At 64.7% G+C, this 18,370-nt stretch carries 22 protein-coding genes; 14 read left to right on the top strand and 8 right to left on the bottom strand.

The genetic code is table 11. The annotated features are described in order from the left end of the window. The first annotated feature begins 232 nt into the window (after nt 1-232). The 4 genes from AUR66_RS05525 to AUR66_RS05510 all read left to right on the top strand — a co-directional run bounded on the left by AUR66_RS05525 (nt 233) and on the right by AUR66_RS05510 (nt 3,010). Nucleotides 233-1,258, top strand: a complete 1,026-nt coding sequence (locus AUR66_RS05525) for an AAA family ATPase (RefSeq protein WP_058571490.1) — start codon at nt 233-235, stop codon at nt 1,256-1,258. Then, a complete protein-coding gene (locus AUR66_RS05520; RefSeq protein ID WP_058571489.1) occupies nt 1,259-1,870 on the top strand; it encodes a protein sorting system archaetidylserine decarboxylase in 612 nt (203 codons plus the stop codon). 51 nt (nt 1,871-1,921) lie between these two features. Continuing rightward, complete coding sequence (locus AUR66_RS05515) at nt 1,922-2,410, top strand: GNAT family N-acetyltransferase (RefSeq protein WP_058571488.1); 489 nt, start codon at nt 1,922-1,924, stop codon at nt 2,408-2,410. Between the two features lie 171 nt (nt 2,411-2,581). Next, nucleotides 2,582-3,010 (top strand): hypothetical protein, encoded by a 429-nt coding sequence (locus AUR66_RS05510; protein WP_058571494.1) that lies wholly within the window; start codon nt 2,582-2,584, stop codon nt 3,008-3,010. Between the two features lie 20 nt (nt 3,011-3,030). Here AUR66_RS05510 and AUR66_RS05505 read toward each other — a convergent pair whose 3' ends face one another. Further along, complete coding sequence (locus AUR66_RS05505; protein WP_058571493.1) at nt 3,031-3,987, bottom strand: TIGR01177 family methyltransferase; 957 nt, start codon at nt 3,985-3,987, stop codon at nt 3,031-3,033. A gap of 167 nt (nt 3,988-4,154) precedes the next feature. Between AUR66_RS05505 and AUR66_RS05500 the strand changes: the two genes are divergently transcribed. From AUR66_RS05500 to AUR66_RS05485, 4 genes are all read left to right on the top strand, one after another. Next, entirely contained in the window at nt 4,155-4,466 is a 312-nt protein-coding gene (locus AUR66_RS05500) for a DUF5658 family protein (RefSeq protein ID WP_058571487.1), read from the top strand. A gap of 58 nt (nt 4,467-4,524) precedes the next feature. Then, nucleotides 4,525-5,094, top strand: a complete 570-nt coding sequence (locus tag AUR66_RS05495; RefSeq protein ID WP_058571486.1) for a TATA-box-binding protein — start codon at nt 4,525-4,527, stop codon at nt 5,092-5,094. 84 nt (nt 5,095-5,178) lie between these two features. After that, the gene (locus tag AUR66_RS05490; protein WP_058571485.1) at nt 5,179-5,559 is read left to right on the top strand and encodes a DUF7473 family protein; all 381 of its coding nucleotides are present in this window, start codon (nt 5,179-5,181) and stop codon (nt 5,557-5,559) included. Nucleotides 5,560-5,614: 55 nt separating this feature from the next. After that, nucleotides 5,615-6,559, top strand: a complete 945-nt coding sequence (locus AUR66_RS05485; RefSeq protein WP_058571484.1) for a CPBP family intramembrane glutamic endopeptidase — start codon at nt 5,615-5,617, stop codon at nt 6,557-6,559. A 9-nt stretch (nt 6,560-6,568) separates the two neighbouring features. On the opposite strand, the gene hisG is transcribed toward AUR66_RS05485, so the two are convergent. The 3 genes from hisG to AUR66_RS05470 form a co-directional block, all read right to left on the bottom strand. Continuing rightward, on the bottom strand, nt 6,569-7,414 hold the full coding sequence (gene hisG / locus AUR66_RS05480) for an ATP phosphoribosyltransferase (RefSeq protein WP_058571483.1): 846 nt from the start codon (nt 7,412-7,414) through the stop codon (nt 6,569-6,571). An 87-nt stretch (nt 7,415-7,501) separates the two neighbouring features. After that, nucleotides 7,502-8,014: a winged helix-turn-helix transcriptional regulator gene (locus AUR66_RS05475; RefSeq protein ID WP_058571482.1), complete on the bottom strand. Its 513-nt coding sequence runs from the start codon at nt 8,012-8,014 to the stop codon at nt 7,502-7,504. Beyond that, a complete protein-coding gene (locus tag AUR66_RS05470; protein WP_058571481.1) occupies nt 8,011-8,361 on the bottom strand; it encodes a DUF7471 family protein in 351 nt (116 codons plus the stop codon). The genes AUR66_RS05475 and AUR66_RS05470 overlap by 4 nt, the downstream gene beginning before the upstream one ends. A gap of 165 nt (nt 8,362-8,526) precedes the next feature. Here AUR66_RS05470 and AUR66_RS05465 point away from each other — a divergent pair, with 165 nt between their 5' ends. Next, nucleotides 8,527-9,819, top strand: a complete 1,293-nt coding sequence (locus AUR66_RS05465; protein WP_058571480.1) for an amidohydrolase — start codon at nt 8,527-8,529, stop codon at nt 9,817-9,819. 52 nt (nt 9,820-9,871) lie between these two features. Here the strand turns inward: AUR66_RS05465 and AUR66_RS05460 are convergent, their stop codons facing one another. Beyond that, nucleotides 9,872-10,183 carry a helix-turn-helix domain-containing protein gene (locus tag AUR66_RS05460; RefSeq protein WP_058571479.1) on the bottom strand — a complete coding sequence of 104 codons (312 nt, stop codon included), beginning with the start codon at nt 10,181-10,183 and terminating at the stop codon, nt 9,872-9,874. A gap of 104 nt (nt 10,184-10,287) precedes the next feature. Here AUR66_RS05460 and AUR66_RS05455 point away from each other — a divergent pair, with 104 nt between their 5' ends. Continuing rightward, entirely contained in the window at nt 10,288-11,574 is a 1,287-nt protein-coding gene (locus AUR66_RS05455) for an adenosylhomocysteinase (protein WP_058571478.1), read from the top strand. 133 nt (nt 11,575-11,707) lie between these two features. On the opposite strand, the gene AUR66_RS05450 is transcribed toward AUR66_RS05455, so the two are convergent. Next, nucleotides 11,708-13,243 (bottom strand): ATP-binding protein, encoded by a 1,536-nt coding sequence (locus AUR66_RS05450; protein ID WP_058571477.1) that lies wholly within the window; start codon nt 13,241-13,243, stop codon nt 11,708-11,710. Between the two features lie 136 nt (nt 13,244-13,379). Between AUR66_RS05450 and hjc the strand changes: the two genes are divergently transcribed. Continuing rightward, nucleotides 13,380-13,808 carry a Holliday junction resolvase Hjc gene (gene hjc / locus AUR66_RS05445; RefSeq protein WP_058571476.1) on the top strand — a complete coding sequence of 143 codons (429 nt, stop codon included), beginning with the start codon at nt 13,380-13,382 and terminating at the stop codon, nt 13,806-13,808. A gap of 39 nt (nt 13,809-13,847) precedes the next feature. On the opposite strand, the gene AUR66_RS05440 is transcribed toward hjc, so the two are convergent. Then, complete coding sequence (locus AUR66_RS05440) at nt 13,848-14,495, bottom strand: SWIM zinc finger family protein (protein ID WP_058571492.1); 648 nt, start codon at nt 14,493-14,495, stop codon at nt 13,848-13,850. 218 nt (nt 14,496-14,713) lie between these two features. Between AUR66_RS05440 and AUR66_RS05435 the strand changes: the two genes are divergently transcribed. Further along, nucleotides 14,714-14,917, top strand: a complete 204-nt coding sequence (locus tag AUR66_RS05435; RefSeq protein WP_058571475.1) for a DUF7472 family protein — start codon at nt 14,714-14,716, stop codon at nt 14,915-14,917. A gap of 121 nt (nt 14,918-15,038) precedes the next feature. Here the strand turns inward: AUR66_RS05435 and AUR66_RS05430 are convergent, their stop codons facing one another. Further along, nucleotides 15,039-16,130, bottom strand: coding sequence for a DNA primase large subunit PriL (locus AUR66_RS05430; RefSeq protein WP_157533004.1), 1,092 nt, complete (start codon nt 16,128-16,130; stop codon nt 15,039-15,041). Nucleotides 16,131-16,287: 157 nt separating this feature from the next. On the opposite strand from AUR66_RS05430, the gene AUR66_RS05425 reads away from it, so the two are divergent. Continuing rightward, nucleotides 16,288-16,881 (top strand): DUF7474 family protein, encoded by a 594-nt coding sequence (locus tag AUR66_RS05425; protein ID WP_058571473.1) that lies wholly within the window; start codon nt 16,288-16,290, stop codon nt 16,879-16,881. A gap of 96 nt (nt 16,882-16,977) precedes the next feature. Next, nucleotides 16,978-18,342, top strand: a complete 1,365-nt coding sequence (locus AUR66_RS05420; protein ID WP_058571472.1) for an MFS transporter — start codon at nt 16,978-16,980, stop codon at nt 18,340-18,342. Nucleotides 18,343-18,370 lie beyond the last annotated feature (28 nt).

Genomic DNA, 18,370 nt, shown 5'->3' with positions numbered 1-18,370 from the left:
GCTCGGCGCTCGCGCCGTGGTGGGAACGGCCCCGCCGGTCCCGAGGAAGGTCGCACGCATGGACATGCCACATACTGATAGCGGCGGGGCTAAACGTGCGTCGAATCGCCTCGCTCTCCTCACACCCACTCTCGCTGCCACGACGGGAGTCCCGTGGCCGACGCGATGACCGACGAGTGAGCGACGCGACGGACCGACCGATTCTTACCCGACCGACTGTTACCGCTGTCCAATGGACGCGCCGCTGTGGACCGAGACGCACGCGCCGACACTCGACGACCTCCCACAGCAGGAGGTTCGTGAGCGCCTTCGCCGCGCCGTTGACGAACCGATGAACCTCGTGGTGCAGGGTCCCCCGGGCGTCGGCAAGACTGCCGCGGTCCGCGCCCTCGCCGAAGAAGCACACGCCGACCCGGAGAACGACCTCATCGAACTCAACGTCGCGGACTTCTTCAACCGGACGAAAAAGCAGATTCGGCAAGACCCGCGCTTCGAGCAGTTCCTCGACGGACGGAGTCGCATGGCCAAACGCGACATGATAAATCGCGTGCTCAAGGAGTCGGCCAGTTACGCCCCCATGTCGGGCGAGTACAAGACTATCGTCCTCGACAACGCCGAGGCCATCCGCGAGGACTTCCAGCAGGCGCTTCGCCGCGTGATGGAACAGCACCACCGGACGACGCAGTTCGTCATCACCACGCGGCAACCCTCGAAACTCATCCCGCCGATTCGCTCGCGGTGTTTCCCCGTTCCGATGCCCGCACCGGACGACGATTCCCTCGAAGCCCTCGTCGCGGACATCCTCGACGCTGAGGGCGTCGACTACGACGCCGGCGGCCTCCAGTTCCTCGCGGACGCGTCCGGCGGTAACATCCGGAAGGCAATCCTCTCCGCCCAGCGGACGGCCATCGAGGCGGACGAAGTCACCATGTCCACCGTCCACGCCGCCCTCGGCGACGTCGGGTTCGACGACGAACTGAAGACGCTCCTCATCAACGCCCGCGACGGCGACATCAAGGACGCCCGGAAGACGATTACGACGCTCCTCGACGACGAGGGCTACGAGGGACAGGAACTCCTCCGCGACATCCTCCGCGTCGCCGACGCCACCCCCGAACGCTTCGCCGACGGCGAACTCGCGCGTCTCCACGAACTCGCTGGACAGGTCGACTTGGACCTCTCGGTCGGTATCGACGACCGCTTGCACGTCACCCACCTCCTCACGAGTTGGGGTGCCGAGGTCAGAGGCGAGGCCTGAATGCAGTTCGCCCCCGGCTATCGACGGTTCGCCGTGCCCGCATTTCTGGGCGCGGCAGTCGCCGCGTTCGTCTTCCCTCCAGCAGGTGCCGTCCTCCTCGGTGTCGGCGCGTTCGTCCTGTGGTTCTTCCGCGACCCGGAACGTTCCCCTCCAGACACGCCCGGTGTCATCGCACCCGCCGACGGCCACGTCTCTGTCATCCGCGTCGAAGATGGGCGTGTCCGCGTCGGCGTGTTCATGAACGTCACCGACGTGCACGTCAACCGTGCCCCCGTCGCGGGGACAGTCACGGACGTGACCCACCGCCCCGGCGCACACAAACCGGCGTTCTCGAAGGACTCGGACAAGAACGAGCGCGTCGATATCGTCGTCGAATCGGACGACGGCGAGTACGAGATATCCCAGATTGCGGGTGCGTTCGCCCGGCGAATCCACCCGTACGTCGCGTCGGACGACGAACTCGGACGCGGCGACAAGATTGGCCACATCGACTTCGGGTCTCGGGCAGACGTGTTGCTGCCGCCGGAGTTCGGGTCTGAAGACGTCGTGGTCGAGAAAGGTCAATCAGTGCGTGCTGGCGAGACGGTGGTCGCACGGCGGGAGTCTCCCTGACACGTCTTGTACAGGGGAAGGAATATCGGCGTTCGAGTGGTGTGTGTACACATGACAATCCGTGTGGCGACCGAGGAGGATATCGACGCGATTCGACACGTCGCGAAAGCGTCGTGGGAGACAGACTACCCGGAGATTCTGACGCGCGAAACCATCGAAGAGGGGTTCAACGACTGGTACGCACACGAGCAGATTGCAGATGCACTCGTCCCGGCCCGGTCACTCCTCCTCGTCGCCGAACGGGACGACGCAGTCGTCGGGTTCGCGCACGCGACGTGGAGCAGCGACGAAGGCGAGGGGTACATCCTCCGCCTCTACGTCCACCCTGACTACCGACGCCAGAACGTCGGCCACGAGTTGCTCAATCGAACCCGTGTCGAACTCGCTGAAGCGGGTGTCGACCGAATCAACGCGATGGTGCTCGCCGAGAACGACCCGGGGAACAACTTCTACGACCAGTTCGGGTTCGAGTACGTCGACGAGAGCCAGACGACCATCGGGGGCGATTCGTATCGAGAAAACAGGTACGTGCTGGAGTAGGCCGCGTAGTCTGTCTACTTTCTCCTCTTGGGATTCGGGCCGGAAACGCGGTAGTCGAAATCGGGTAGTCGGTACAGCTGGGCGAGAGAGTATGGCTAAAAAGGAGTGAAGCTCATCGAATCCCTCTCTATCGATGACAACTATTTAACACACACGTCCGTCGGATACGATGTGCCCTCCACGTCACACGATTCGAACTCGGTGCCTCGCTCCCAACAGGTCCCACTCCCGTGGTGGTATGGTGTCGCCACGTTCCCAATTTCGGTCTTCCTCAGCGTCGTCGCCGTGGTGGCCGTCGCTGGAATCGTTCCCGCCATCGAATCTGGGTCTGAAGAGGCCGTACTCAGTTTCTTCGCGGTCCTCTTTCTCGTCGACGGTATTTCCCTCCTCGTCGGCCTCTTCGTTCTGGTGTTCCTCGCCATCGACGTGTACGCCGTGCGGGAGTCATCAGCATCGTGGCGACCGACGTGGCTCTGGGTCGGTGCTGGACTCGTCCACATCGCTGGGGCGCTGTTTACGCTCTTCTACGTCGTCTCGGTTCCGTCGTTGACGTTCTACCTGTATCGGCGCGGAAAGCGTGTCGGCTCACCGAGTTTCTGAACGCTGACGGCCCAGTGACATCACCGGTGTAGCAGATGCACGTACCGAACGAGCGACCGATGCACCCGTCGTTCGAACACTTGTTCGACCTCCCATCCTGCGTCCTCGGCCTCGTCCACCCACGACCTATCGGCGACCATCACACACTGCGGGGCGACTCGATACACCTCTTCTAACGCGCCGCCGACCAGGTCCGAAAGCGAGTGGGTTTCGATTTTCGACTGTCTCCCGTACGGCGCGTCGAAGACGACGCCGTCCATGGTGTCGTCGCGGAACGGGAGTGCAGTCGCGTCGCCGCGGACGACGTGCCCACCGTCGACGTAGTGGTCCAAGTTTACCCGAGCGCCACGGGCCATCTTCGCCTGTGCGTCGACGCCGACGACGTCGGCACCGACGAGACCCGCTTCGAGTAACACACCACCGGTGCCACACATCGGGTCGAGGATGCGTGCGCCGGGTTCCGCGCCGGCGATGTTGACGAAGGCACGGGCATCCACGGGGGCCATGCTCCCCGGTTGGAAGAACGGCCGGTCGGTCGGTTTTCGGTCCGAGAAGTCCCGGACGCTCTCGGCGACGGCCCACCCGACGAGACACGTCCCCTCGGTGAAGTAGACGCGGAGTTCGTGGTCTGGGTCGTCGAGGTCCACGTCGAATCCGCGCTCCACCAGGGCGGACCCAACGGTTCGCTCGGCGTCGCTCGTACTGACGCCGGTCAGGCCGCGCACGTCGCGGGCGCGGACGGCGACGGTCCCTTCGCGGTCGATGCTCGCGGCTTCGACGAGGGCGCGGGCGGCGTCGACGTCGGGGGCACAGTTCCCGACGAGTTCGACGACGCGGCGGGTGTACGCGAGCAATGTCGCTCGCTCGTTGTCGACGCCGCGGGCGGTGGCGAGACCCGGGGCGACCACCTCGACTGCCGTCGCCGCCGCTTCTGCCTCGCGCGCGGCGAACGCGTCTTCCTCGCCGGCGAGTTCCAATCCGTACACGCTCGGACCTGACGGGGTGGAAAAATGAGGGTATCGGTCGCCGGCGACTCCGTCGGCGTTCGTACGGGCTTCGGGGGCGCCAGCGTGCCGCCACGAGTGGGGTCACCTGTTCGACGACGGACGGCGAGATTTATGACGGAGGGTCCGAATCCACCCCCATGGCTTCGCTCGACGCCATCCTCTGGGGCGCGGCGGCACTCGCCTACGGCCTCGGTGACTACGTCACGACCATCGTCGGGGTCAGGATGGCAGGTGTACAGGAGGGGAACCCACTCGTTCGGTTTCTCTCCGGCGGCGACCCCGGCCCGGGGTCGTTCGCCGTGTTGAAACTCGTCTCAGTCGCGCTCTTCGTGGCCACGTACTGGACGCTCAGCCCCACGACCGCCCGGCTCGCTGTTCCCACTGCACTGACATTACTTGGAACCGTCGTCACGGCCCGGAACGTCCAGATTATCCGACGGCGCGTCTAAATTGTCAATCTCTTGCACCAATCTTTTTAAACCTTAAATACGTGACTTAAATTGTTGCATGACCGACCCCAAGGACACCATCAACATCGAGAACGTCGTCGCCTCCACGGGAATCGGCCAAGAACTCGACCTCCAGAGTGTGGCCATGGACCTCGAAGGTGCCGACTACGACCCGGAACAGTTCCCGGGACTCGTCTATCGGACACAGAATCCGAAGTCTGCGGCGCTCATCTTTCGCTCGGGGAAGATTGTCTGTACCGGCGCGAAATCGACCGACGACGTACACGAGAGCCTCGGTATCGTCTTCGACAAGCTTCGTGAACTCCAGATTCCCGTCGACGACGACCCCGAAATCACTGTCCAGAACATCGTCACCAGCGCGGACCTCGGCGAGAACCTGAACCTCAACGCCATCGCTATCGGCCTCGGCCTCGAAAACATCGAGTACGAACCCGAGCAGTTCCCTGGTCTCGTTTACCGTCTGGACGAACCGAGCGTGGTCGCACTCCTCTTCGGGTCGGGCAAACTCGTCATCACGGGCGGCAAGAAACCCGAAGACGCAAAGGAGGCGGTGGACGTCATCATCTCGCGTCTCTCCGAACTCGGGTTGCTGTCCGGGTCGCTCTAACTCGGTTCCGTTCCGTTTCGTTTCGTCGCGTTTGTCTCGTCGCGAATCGACCGAACCTAAGTTCGTCGCGTCCGATGCGCCGATATGGACGCGCTCATCTTGCAGACGGCCGCTTCTGGCGCGCCGGTCACTGCCGTCGCCGGAACCTTCGCGCTGTTCGCGTTGTTTCTCTCTCTCACTGCGCACATCGCCGTGCGGAACGTCCTCGGTGACGTCGAACTCAAGAAGGCGTTCGCCGTCGGCCCAGTTCCGGCGGCAATCGCCGTCGTCTTCACCACGTTCGGGTGGAACTCGTTCGTCGCGTTGGCCCTCGCAATCGGTCTCGACTTCACGCTCGTCAAGTACCTCTACGGCCGGTCGAACCGACTTTCGGCCTACGTGGTGTTCATCCACTTCGTCGTGACCGTCATCCTTGGGTTCGTCCTGTTTGGCCTCCTCGTCATCTTGACTAGCGCACCACTCTAAGCGACCACCGGACGCCCGGCGTACATTCTTAACCGATGCGGGAGAATCGACGGACGTGTCTCCCCGCAGACTCGTCTGGAACGACGCCGAACGACGCCCGCGCGCCCCGGTTCGACTCCTCGCGACAGTCGTCGTCGTCGTCTTCGTCTCACTCGTCGTCGGTGTCGGCATCGGTGCCGTCCTCTCCGACCTGCTGGAGACGAGCGCACTCGCCAGACTCTTCGTCTCGGTCGTCCTGACTGGCGCGACCGGAATCGGCGGATTCGTCGCGGCCCGCTACGTCGACCGGCGGACGATTGCAGACCTCGGATTCGGCATCGACCGCGACTGGGCGGTCGACCTCGCGTTCGGACTCGTCCTCGGCGGCGTCTTGATGTCCGGTATCTTCGCCATCGGTCTCGTCACTGGGTGGGTCGTCGTCGACGGCGTTGGATTCGGTGTGGACCGCCTCACCGGCGCTGCCGCACTGTTCCTGTTTTTCGTCTCTGTCGGCATCGCAGAGGAACTCCTCTTACGAGGGGTCGTCCTCACAGACATCGCCGAGGGGATGCGCTGGCGATTCGACGTCCCGACGGCGCTGACCGTCGCCCTCGTCGTCTCTGCGGCCCTCTTCGGTCTCGCACACTTGCAGAATCCGAACGCGAGTCTCGCGAGTACGCTCAGCATCACGCTCGCGGGCGTCATGCTCGGCCTCGGGTACGTCCTCACGGGTGACCTCGCGATTCCCGTCGGCATCCACATCTCGTGGAACTTCGTCCAAGGCGGCGTCTACGGATTCGCCGTCAGCGGCCTCGACTTCGGGTCGTCGTTCGTTGAGACGACGGAACGCGGACCGGACCTCGTCACCGGCGGCGCGTTCGGCCCCGAGGCGGGACTCCTCGGTGTCGGCGCGATGCTCGTCGGCATGGCGGCTATCGCGTTGTACGTCAGATTCAGGTACGGCGAAGTTCAGTTCGACCCGGGTGTGACGGTGCCAGAGTTACGATGGCAGAAGAAGTGAGCGCGAGCGCTATTCGACGAGTCGCTCGATTTCGGTGACGAGGATACCACTCGCCCCGACTTTCTTGAGGTCGCTGACGACTTCGAACACGTCGCGTTCGTTCACGACGGCGTGGACGGCGACGGTGTCGTCGCCGGCGACGTCCATCACAGTGGGACCGCCGAGGCCCGGAATGACCTCGCGCACGTCGTCGAGTTTCTCGCGGGGCGCGTTCATCATCAGGTAACGCTTGCCCTCTGCGGTCAGGACCGATTCGAGCGCCATCACGAGTTGGGCGACTTTCGGGTCGTCGACGGCGTCGGGGTGGGCGAAGAGACGAACGGACGACGACAGCACTTCGTCTACGACGCCGAGGCGGTTGACGCGGAGCGTCGTCCCCGTCGAGGTGATGTCGATGATGGCGTCGGCCATCTCGACGTGCGGGGTGAGTTCCGTCGCGCCCGTCACTTCCACGACTTCGGCGTCGATGCCTTCCTCGTCGAAGTACGTGCGGGCGATGTTCGGGAACTCGGTGGCGACGACTTTACCGGACACGTCGGCGACTGACTCGATGTCGCCGTCTTCCGGGGCGGCGAGGACGAGGCGGCACTTTCCGTACCCCAAGTCGAGCAGTTCTGCGAGTCGGTGTCCGGACTCGCGGACCTGGTCGAGGCCAGTGATACCGATTTCGGCGGCCCCGTCGCGGACGTACTCGGGGATGTCCGCGGCGCGGGCGAAGAGAACCGTCACGTCGGAGTCGACGGTGTCGGCGTAGAGTTTCCGCTCGGCACCGTTGTCGAGGTGTAGTCCGGCACGTTCCAAGAGGTCGATGGTCGGTTCGTGCAGACGACCCTTGTTGGGCACGGCGATTCGCATACCGACACCTCACACTCTGGGGCTAATTGGCTTTCGACCGGTGCAAGTGAGTGGAAATGCGATGCCGGCAGACGAACGGTCGGCCGCTCAGCCTTCGACGAGCGTGTCGATGAGGCGGTCGAACCGGTCGACAAACCGTTCGGGGAGCGACGGCGATACCTCGCCCAGGAGTTTGGCCGTCCGGTTGGGGTGCGTCAGGACGAGCGTCACGCGGTTGTGCAGGTCACGTTCTTTGCGGACGACGTCGCGTTCGGTGAGGTGGTTGAGGTGCCACTCCAGCGTGCTTCGGGCGACGCCGATTGCGTCGGCCACGTCGTCGGGGCGGGCGTCACCGTGTTCGATGAGGTGGCCGAGGATGTCGCGAGCGGTCTCTCGTCGGACGAGTGCGAGGGCCCCGCGCTCCCACTCGTCGAACTCGGGCGGGTAGTAGTGGGTTCGCCCGTAGAACTCGGTTCGAAGGACCGTCTCGTCAGAGAGGAGGCGACGGATGTGGTGTTGTACTTGGCCGGGTGCGAGGTCGAGCGCGCGCACGAGCTCGTTGAAGTGGACTCCCGGGTTGTGCTTGATGTGGTCTGCGACGCGGATTCGTGTCTCGCTCATGGTTCGTTTACCCCTGTTTCGCGCTCGATAGTCCGGGCGTAGTAGATGGCCGCGAGGACGAGTCCAGCCATCACGAGGTCGAGGGCGTGTTCGACGACGTGGTGGTCGAAGTCCGAGAGGACGCCGCCGAACGAGAGGGCCGCGATACCTGCCCGCGACGCGAAGGCGAGGAGTGCCAACGCGATGAGCAGGTGCGACCGAGTCTGCCGGCGGTAGAACACCGCGACGCCGAGCCCTGCGAGCGTCACCGAGGCGATGCCTGCGAGGGCGACGACGACGGTGACGAACGGACTCTCTGCGGTCTGGACGTGCCCCGGAACGAGCGCGAACCGTAACAGGGGCTCCATGTACCTGCATAATTGGGGGGTGTAGGTAAGAGGGTTCGCTCGTTCTCGTTCTTCGGGAATCGGACTAGTCGTCCCCAACGACGGTCCAGAGCGGGGTTTCGGACTGGCGCGAATGCGCCGTCACGAGACGGTGGATTCACGACGGACCCGACCCGAACGCCCGACATGGACACGCTGCGAATCACGGACGGTCGGGTACTCCGTCCCGACGGGACAGTCGAAGACGCGGACGTTCTCGTGGACCGCGACGAGGGAACCATCCTCGATATCGGGTCAGATATCGACGCCGAGGCGTCCGAGACGCTCGACGCCGAGGGCTGTCTCGTCATGCCCGGATTGGTCAACGCCCACTGCCACGTCTCGATGACGCTCCTCCGGGGCTACGCCGACGACAAGCCACTCGACGCGTGGCTTCAGGAAGACATCTGGCCGACGGAAGCGGCGCTCACGCCCGAGGACGTGCGCGTCGGCGCGGAACTCGGACTGGTCGAGATGATTAAATCGGGGACCACCGGGTTCGCGGACATGTACTTCCACGTCCCCGAAGTCGTCGCCGCTATCGAAGAGGCCGGCCTCCGCGCCCGCGTCGGACACGGCGTCGTCACCATCGGCAAAGACGAGGAAGACGCGTGGGAGGACATCGAAGAGAGCCTCGACGTGGCCCGCGAGTTCGACGGCGCTGCCGACGGCCGGATTCGGACGGCGGTCATGCCGCACTCGCTGACGACGGTCGACGAGGAGTACCTCAGTGAGGCGACTGCCGAGGCTCACGACGAAGGCATCCCCGTCCACTACCACGCCAACGAGACGACGAACGAAGTCGACCCCATCGTCGAGGAACGCGACGAGCGTCCGCTTGCCTACGCACGGGACCTCGGCATGCTCACGGACGCCGACTTCATCGCCCACGGCGTCCACGTCGACGACGAAGAGATTTCGCTGCTCGCCGACGCGGGGACGGGCGTCGTCCACTGCCCGGCGTCGAACATGAAACTCGCCTCTGGGATGGCACCGGTACAGGACATGCTTGACGCGGGCGTCACCGTCGGTATCGGCACCGACGGGGCCGCCTCGAACAACGACCTCGACATGTTCGACGAGATGCGCGACGCGGCGATGATTGGTAAACTCGCAGCAGACGACGCGAGCGCCGTCGCTGCTCCCGACGTGCTCGACATGGCGACGGCCGGTTCTGCCGACGCTATCGGTCTTCCGGGCGGCACGCTCGAAGTCGGTGGCGTCGCGGACATCGCCGTCGTGGACTTCGACGCACCGCACCTCACGCCCGCGACCAACCTCGTGAGTCACCTCGTCTACGCCGCCCGCGGGTCGGACGTTCGGCACACCATCTGCGACGGGCAGGTCTTGATGCGTGACCGTGAGGTCCTGACGCTCGACGAATCGGCCGTCGTGGACCGCGCTCGCTCGACCGTCGACGCACTTCACGAACGCGTCTAACTGCGACTACTCTTTTCTCACGCGAACGGACTCCACTCCCACGGCGTCGGTGTCACCCGGCGAGTTCGATGCGAAGGCCGTCGTCGGTGACGCGAACCTCCATCGTCTCGAACGTCCGACAGTACTGCGAGACGTGTCGGCCGTCGCTGTGGTCCACCATTATGGTCTTCTCCAGGAGGGACGCCTCGTGGAGGCGCTTGACCTCCCGGTAGGCTGTCGAGAGCGGGACGCCAGCGCGGCAACTCAGCTCTTTGACCGTCAGTGGCTCGTCGGCCACGCGCAACAGGTCGGGGACTGCCGGTGCGCTCATCAGGGCGAACAGCTCTTGCTCGGCCATCGTGGTGCCGTTGTCTATAACGAGCATCGCGCCTCGCTATGGTAATCGCTCCGTTGACACTTGTAGATTCGGGGGCGCTCGTCGCATCCGCCTTCGGTAGGGTTTTCGGACACCTCGCCGAAGCACCCCCTATGAGCGAACACTACGCTCCTGTCTCCGAGCACCTCGACGACGTCGAGGCCGCACGGAACGAGGGACGCCGCAAGATGGACTGGGCGCTCCAGCACATGCCCATCCTGCAGGAACTGCGTGACCAGTTCGAGGCCGACAAACCGCTCGACGGCGAGGTCATCGGGATGGCCATGCACGTCGAGGCGAAGACGGCGAACCTCGTCGAACTGCTGGCCCTCGGTGGCGCGGAAGTCGCCATCACGGGGTGCAACCCGCTTTCGACCCACAACGACGTGTCCGCCGCCCTCGACGCACACGACGACATCACCTCCTACGCCGTCCGCGGCGTCGGCGACGACGACTACTACGCCGCCATCGACGCGGTCATCGCCCACGAACCGACTATCACCGTCGACGACGGCATGGACATGGTCTTCACCATCCACGAGGAGTACCCCGAACTCATCGACACCATCCTCGGCGGCGCAGAAGAGACGACGACGGGTGTCCACCGTCTGCGCGCGATGGACGAAGACGGCGAACTCCAGTACCCCGTCTTCGCCGTGAACGACACGCCGATGAAGACGCTCTTCGACAACGTCCACGGCACGGGCGAGTCGTCGCTGGCGACCATCGCCATGACGACCAACCTCTCGTACGCCGGCAAGAACGTCGTCGTCGGTGGCTACGGCTACTGTGGCAAGGGTGTCGCGAAGAAGGCCGCCGGCCAGAACGCGGACGTCATCGTCACCGAAGTCGACCCACGCCGCGCCCTCGAAGCCCACATGGAGGGCTACGACGTGATGCCGATGGAAGAGGCCGCGAAAGTCGGCGACGTGTTCATCACGACCACCGGCAACCGCGACGTCATCACCCGTGAGGACTTCGAGAACATGAAAGACGGCGTCCTCCTCGCCAACGCCGGTCACTTCGACATCGAAATCAACCTCGAAGACCTGTCTGACCTCGCCGTGGACCAGTACGAGGCCCGCGACGGCGTCGACGCCTACGAGATGGCAGACGGCCGCCGTCTGAACGTCCTCGCCGAGGGCCGCCTCGTCAACCTCGCGTCGCCCATCGCACTCGGCCACCCCGTCGAAGTCATGGACCAGTCGTTCGGCGTGCAGGCCGTCGTCGTCCGTGAAATCGTCCAGAACGGCGACGCCTACGACGCCGGCGTCCACGACGTGCCAGACGAACTCGACCGGGAAGTCGCCGAAATCAAACTGGAAGCCGAAGGCATCGAGTTCGACTCGATGACCGACGAACAGCGCGAATACATGGGCAGTTGGGCCCACGGGACGTAATCGACGCACCGCAACGCCCGTTTTCTTGTTTTTACACCCGCCAGCGGCCGCGTTCCGTCACCTCTCCTGTGCGCCAGTTCTCGCGGTTCATACGGCCCCCTGCCATGTCGACAAATCGCTGGCTGGTCTCGACTCAGCGGTGGCGCTCAGTTCCCACCGCGAACAACGCGCCGAACACAGCACCCCAGACAGCGTGCGAGACCAAGATTGGTGTCGAGAGGTTCGGGACGGGTGCGGGGATGCCGACGGCGTTGAGCCAAACCGGCATGACGAACCCGGAGGCGAAGACCCACAGGAACAGGCCATACCCCACCCCCAGTCCCGTCAGCGCTTCGGGTCGTTGGAGAACCTGCCACGGATTGCGACGGGTGACGACGACGGCGAAGAGGATACCGAAGACGACACTGTGGAAGATGTGGAGGACCCACCCGACGCCGCCGTTCATCACGCCGTAGAGCGCGCCGATGATGGCGAGCGACCCCGTGAGTGCTTGCGAGACGAGGCCCATCACGACGCCAGCGACGACTGCCGCGATAGCGGTGACGCCGAGCACCCACGGTGGGACCCCGTATCCAGTCGTGTCGCCGACGACGTCGTCGTTCGGACGCGCGAGGGTCACGGACACGACGGACCCACTGTCACCCGCCTCGACGTCGATGACACCGCCGTACTTGTCGACGACGAGGAGACGGACGAGTGTGAGGCCGAACCCCGTCGTCGGGTCGTCGTACTCGGGGAGCTGCCGTTCTTCGACGACTGCTGCAACGTCGTCGGGGATGCCGGGGCCTTCGTCTTCGACGTGGACTACGACCCGGTCACCCTGTGCTTCGAGGCGCACCGAGACGTGCGGGTCCGCCGTGTCGGCGTGGACAACCGCGTTCTCTATCAAGTGCTGGAGTGCGGTGTCGACGTGCGCGTCGGCCAACGCTCGCACGCCCTCTGGGGCGTCGATATCGAGCGACACTGTCGCCGTCTCGTGGACCGAGCGAACGTCGTCGATGGCGGTCCGAAGGGCCGCGGGGAGGTCCGTCGGAACCGGACGTTCACCGGCCGGACCGACGATGGCCCGCAACTCGGTGATAGAATCGTCGATACGGTCGGCGTTTCGCTGGATGACCTGCAAACTCGACGCGCCCGACGCTGTCTCCCCGGGTTCGAGGTCTGCATACCCTCTGATGACGTTGACTTTGTTCAGGACTTCGTGCCGAAGGATACGATTGAGCACGGTTAGTCGGTCTGCCTGCTTCGACAGTTCACGGCGTTGGCGACTGTTCATCGCTGCGCGGATCCCAGTCAAGACGCCACCGATAGACCCCCCGATGAGGACGTTCGCGACGAGCGTCGATTGTGTGACTGCGCTCACCTCGCCGGCGTCCCCGATACCGACGAACGTCAACCCGAGGACGAGGACCATCGAGATGGTCCCGAGGACGCTCCACGCGGCGACGGTGTCGACGAACGACTCCTCGTAGGAACTCACGGCCAATCCGATTCCGAAGACGGTCAACCCGAGCCCCAGAGTGAGGAACGTCGCCTGCCCGAGGAGAAACTCACCGAGACTCGCGCCGGAGTCTATCGATTCGAGGACTGTGTATCGTGTCGCGAAGAAGCCGATAGCAGCGACGACGAACCCGCCGTATTTGACACCGTGCCCCCGGAGACTCTCCATGTGATTGCTTCACATTTTTCGACACGAGACTTATTCTTTTGGTGACAACCACGTCACTGGGTTCGAATCGATGAGGGACCGCGGAGCGTGTTCTCCGGTCGTCCCATTTAAGAACGGCCACGGCCGAGTCACGAGCATGTCTTCGAACAGGAAGGGCGACCGACGCGAACGTGAACTCGTCAACGCCCTCGACGAGGCCGGATTCGCCGTCATGCGTGCCCCTGCTTCGGGAAGCGCGACGACGCGCGAACTCCCGGACGTGCTCGCGGGCAACGGTGAGGTGTTCTACGCAATCGAGGCGAAGGCCTCCAGCGGCCGACCGATTTACCTCAGTGGCGAAGAGGTCGAAGCACTCGTCTACTTCTCTCGAAACTTCGGTGCCAAGGCCCGAATCGCGGTTCGATTCGACCGCGAGGACTGGTACTTCTTCCACCCCGGCGACCTCTACGTGACCGACGGCGGCAACTACCGCGTGAAGAAAGAGACGGCCCTGGCGGACGGCGAAGACTTCGACTCGTTCGTCGGCGGCCCGACGCAGACGAAACTCGGCGACGCGGACGACTAACTACTGACGGCGTTTCGCTGTTTCTCTGCGACCCGACGCTCAGGCGTGAGCGAGATATTCGCTGAGCGACCGAGTGCCGACGAACCCCCGCTCGACCCGCTGGAGACGTGATGCGGGGAATCGGTAGGTGTGCAACGACCCGAGTTTCGAGAGGCCGGCGTCTGCCGGAAGCGAGTCGAGGTAGACAGCCTCGAAGACCGGTTCGTGGTCGCCGTACTCGGTGTTGCTCTCGAACTCGGAGACGAGTCTCCCCACCTCTGTCTGCGTCTCGTCGGCGCGGGTGTGGAGTGCGCGCGTGGCGACGAGGAGACTCCCCGTCTCCCTGTCGTGGACGAGGTCACCGGCGTGGTGTTCGTGTTCGTGACAGAGTTGCGGGCCGCTTGCGTCCATCGGGACGAACGTCTCGTCGCCGCAGACGGCACAGGTAGCGCGCCGGCGACCCGGCGGCGGGACCAACCCGGTCGTAATCTCGATAGCGACTCGGCGGAGGTGCTTACAGCGAGCGTGTCGGATGGCGTTGTCCGGGCAGGTGCAGGTTCGGGCTTCCACGTCGACGACGTAGGTGCCGCCGTCTGTCTCGACGACGTACCGGCCGTCGCGGAGGGGGCGAACGGCCATCGGTTCGACTCGCGCGCGGCGTGCGCGGCCAGTCAACCCGTCTGGGGGGAGTGTGGTCTTTCGGCGCACCGGGCGGCGAGTCGACGCGGGTGTGTGTGCAATGTGCGTCATGGTGGTGCGGTGGCGACCCCTCGTCGCACGGCGATTCGGGGCCGTCTCCATCGACGAAATATACGCGCCGAAGCGACCTAAACCCTCGTTCTGTGGGGAAATCGACCTCCTGAGTGGCTCTCGTCGGTCATCGACCCATCGAAGCCCTTTTAGAACGGCCGCGGATACGTCGTCGCATGGCTATCGAAGCGGAGATGCGTCGGAAGATTGTCGTCTCCATGGTCGCGGTCGGGGTGTTCATCGCCCTCATCGTCGGCATCGGTGCGACCTACAACCAGAGCGGACTGGTCGAGATGGGCGGCCTCGCTCTCGTGGGTGCTATCACCGCGTTCGTCCTCGTGATGGCAGGTATCGGCGTCTGGCTCTCTCGTTCGTCCTGAGGTCTCTCGGCGACGATTCAGGTGACGGCTGTCACCGGCGTCATCGCCACCACGTTCCACGTTGGTTCTGAGCAACAGCAGTCGCTCGTCGTCGTCTTCGGCCGTCGCCACCCGTGGTGTCTCAGTCGGCGTCGCTCGGTGCTGCGTCGTTCGCCGCCGCGTCCTGCGTCGCCGTCTCGTAGTATTTCATCGGGTGCGAAATCGTCTCACAGCGGTCGTCGCGGTTCACACAGAGGTCGTACGCCTGCATCGTCTCACAGGTCGGCGGTGCGTACTGCGACCCACTGGAGTCTGCGAGGATAGTCGCGCGCGTCTCCAGCGACTCGGCGTGTTCGTCGCCGACGACGCTGCCGACCGCTTGTGGGTCGAGACCCACGCCGACGAGGAACGCTGCGAGCGTGAACGCTGCTTCGTTCGGCAGTTCGTCACCGTCTCTCGTCTGCGTCAGGAGCGCTTCGATGCACGGCGGGAACAGGTCGGGTTCGACCGTATCTGTGTAGACGACGTTGACCGACCCTCGGTCCGAGAGCAGGTTTCGGAGTCGCTCGACGTGTGGTTGGAGGGCTGACGCGAGTTGGTCGCCCGCGTCGCTTCCACGGACCGAAAACGGAAGCCCCTCGGCGACGCGGCGGCGCGTGGCCTCTCGGAGCAGGTCGTAGAGTTCCTCGCGAGCGACGCGAACCGCGCCGTCGGCGAGTGCACGGTTGACGAGTCGCCAGTCGTCGCCCCAGTCGGGGTCACAGTAGGTGAGGTACGGGCCGACGTCGACCCAGTAGTGGTCTGGGCCGCGATGGGCGCTCTCGGCCGGTTCGGCCCGTACCGCGTCGGTCAGGTCGAACTCGCGGAGCACGTCGTCGAGACTCGCCCGAGCGTCGCTGTTGATGTCGTCGTCGCCGGACTCGAAGTCGGCGACCATGCGTTCGTAGGCTGTCTCCGCCTCTGCGCGGGCGTACTTGTCCACCGCCGCGGGTGTCTCGACCAGTGAGACGATGATTCGGGCGATGGGGTACGACAGGAGTTCGGACTTCGTGTCCCACGAGTAAGGTGACTCGGCTTCGACGGTGCCCTCCATGAGGGCGCGTTCGACGCGTTCGACCCCACGCTCGACTGCTGGGGCGTCCTCGGCGACGAGCGTCGCGATAGCCACGTCTGCCGATTCGACCGCCTCTCGGGCGGTGGCGAAGAACGGGTATCGAGCGTGGAGCGGGCGCATCCGCATACCGCCACGTTCCGGGTGCCACCCGATAAACGCGACGAATCTCCCGGTGGGTCGGATGCCGGGTCGTCGCTGGCGAGTCGGTGCGCCAGCAGAGTCTCGTGGCGGCGACGCATCACACAACCTATTACGGACCGCTTCTTCACCCTCTCACGTGCCGCACTTCGACTATCCGTGCCCGGACTGCCGCGCGACGACGAGCCTCCACGACGCCGACTGTCAGTTCGAGGGAACGCCGTGGGTGGACGTCGAACGCGCCTACGTCGACATCGTGTCCGTCCTCACCGGCGGGCCGTGCGACGAAGAGACGCTTCGCCGCGAGGCACCGGGCGAGTGGGGTGCGCTTCAGCAATCCGCGCTCACGCGACTCAAACGCGACGAGCGAATCTCCGAGGCGAACTCCGGTGTCCTCCGTCTCCTCACCGCCGAAGAGTTCAGAGAGGAAGTGTCCGAACCGACGCACGAACCGATGCGGACGCTCTTTCGCTACGGGAGCGTCCCGGGGTGTCACGACAACGCCGTCTTCGCCATGATTGCGTGGTACGAGATGGTCGGCCTGTCGTGGCCAGAGACCCGCGAGAACGTGGTGAACTGGTTACGCGAGACGGGGACGTGGGACCGCGGCGGGTTCGAAGAGGCGACACCCGAAGAACTCGTCGAGAAGAAGCGCCACGTCTACGACGCCGGGTACGGATGGAAAGAGAAAGCCACCTCGGCGAAGCGAATCATCGACCGATACCGGGCCTGAGTCGCTCGGCTGCTCTCGTCCCTGCTGTTCACGACACTCGATTTTCACCGCGTCTCGGGCGCAATGGTTAGGGATTTGTCGCGCGTCTGGTGAGTCGTGAGCGCTCCAGAATCGGCATCTGTCTCCGAGGCTTCTGGACCATCGGATTCCACGGCCGCGGGCACGCGACGCGCCCTCGCCGTCGTCGTCGCCATCGTCTTCATCGACCTCCTCGGGTTCGGCGTGGTCATCCCGATTCTCCCGTTCTACGTCCGCAGTTTCGGCGTCAGCGACGTGTTCATCGGTCTCCTCGCGGCGTCGTACTCCGTCATGCAGTTCCTCTTCGCGCCTATCCTCGGCCGAATCTCCGACCAGCGTGGCCGTCGCCCCGTCATCATGCTCTCGCTGGTCGGGAGTGTCCTCGCGTGGACCGTCTTCGGCCTCGCGGGCGAAATCGACCTCCTCTTCGGAACGACGCTCGCGGTGGCGACGCTCTTCACGTCGCGGATGCTCGCGGGCGCGATGGGCGGCAACATCGCTACGGCGCAGGCGTACATCGCCGACATTACGCCGGCAGAACGCCGTGCTGGCGCACTCGGACTCATCGGCGCGTCGTTCAGTCTCGGATTCATCTTCGGCCCGGCCATCGGCGGCCTCATGGCCTCAGACCCGGTGGTCACCGCCGCCCGCGACGTGCTTCCGGCAGTCGTGCCTGCGACGCGGTTCTCGTTGCCAAGTTTCACCGCGGCGGCGTTGAGTCTCATTAGTCTCGTGTTCGCGTTCGTCTTCCTCCGCGAACCGGACCGACAACGCGCGCCCGCCGGGTCGTCGACGACGACGCTCGTGACGCAGTTCCGCGACGCCCTCTCCGACGACAACTTGCGTGGACTGGTCGTCTCCTTCTTCGTCGTCTCGGTGGCGTTCTCGGGGATTCAGGTCATGTTCATCCCCTTCGCGGCGGACATCTACGGCTACGGCGAAACCGAGACGGCGCTGTTTCTGACGTACATCGGCCTGCTCGGTACGCTGAATCAGGGTGTCGTCGTCGGACAACTCGCGCGGCGCTACTCGGAGGCGAAACTCGCAGTCGTCGGCGCGACGGGCCTCATGCTCGCACTGGCTTTCCTCCCGTTCTCGCCGGAAATCGGGCAGTTCCTCCCCACTGTCGGCGGACCCACGTGGTTCACCCAAGAACTCCTCGCGCTCCTCCTCGTCGGCGCACTGTTGTCGTTCGGCAACGGGATGTTGAACGTCTCGCTCTCGACGCTCGTCTCGACGTCCGCGTCGGCCGAGAAACAGGGGAACGCGTTCGGCGTCACACAGGGCGCTGGGAGTCTCGGGCGGACGATTGGCCCGCCCGCGATGGCCGCGCTGTACGTCCTGACCTACTGGTCGCCGTTCGTCGTCGGGGCGATTCTCATCGTGCCCGTCGTCTACGTCCTCGCGTCGGTTGCCCGACGCCCTCGTGTGGTTGGAGAATGACGTGTGCGCCCCACCGAGTCCCGTAAAC

Origin of the sequence: Haloferax profundi (genome assembly GCF_001469865.1) — an archaeon.
GTDB lineage: Archaea > Halobacteriota > Halobacteria > Halobacteriales > Haloferacaceae > Haloferax > Haloferax profundi.
This window is presented reverse-complemented; position numbering and strand designations above follow the sequence as displayed.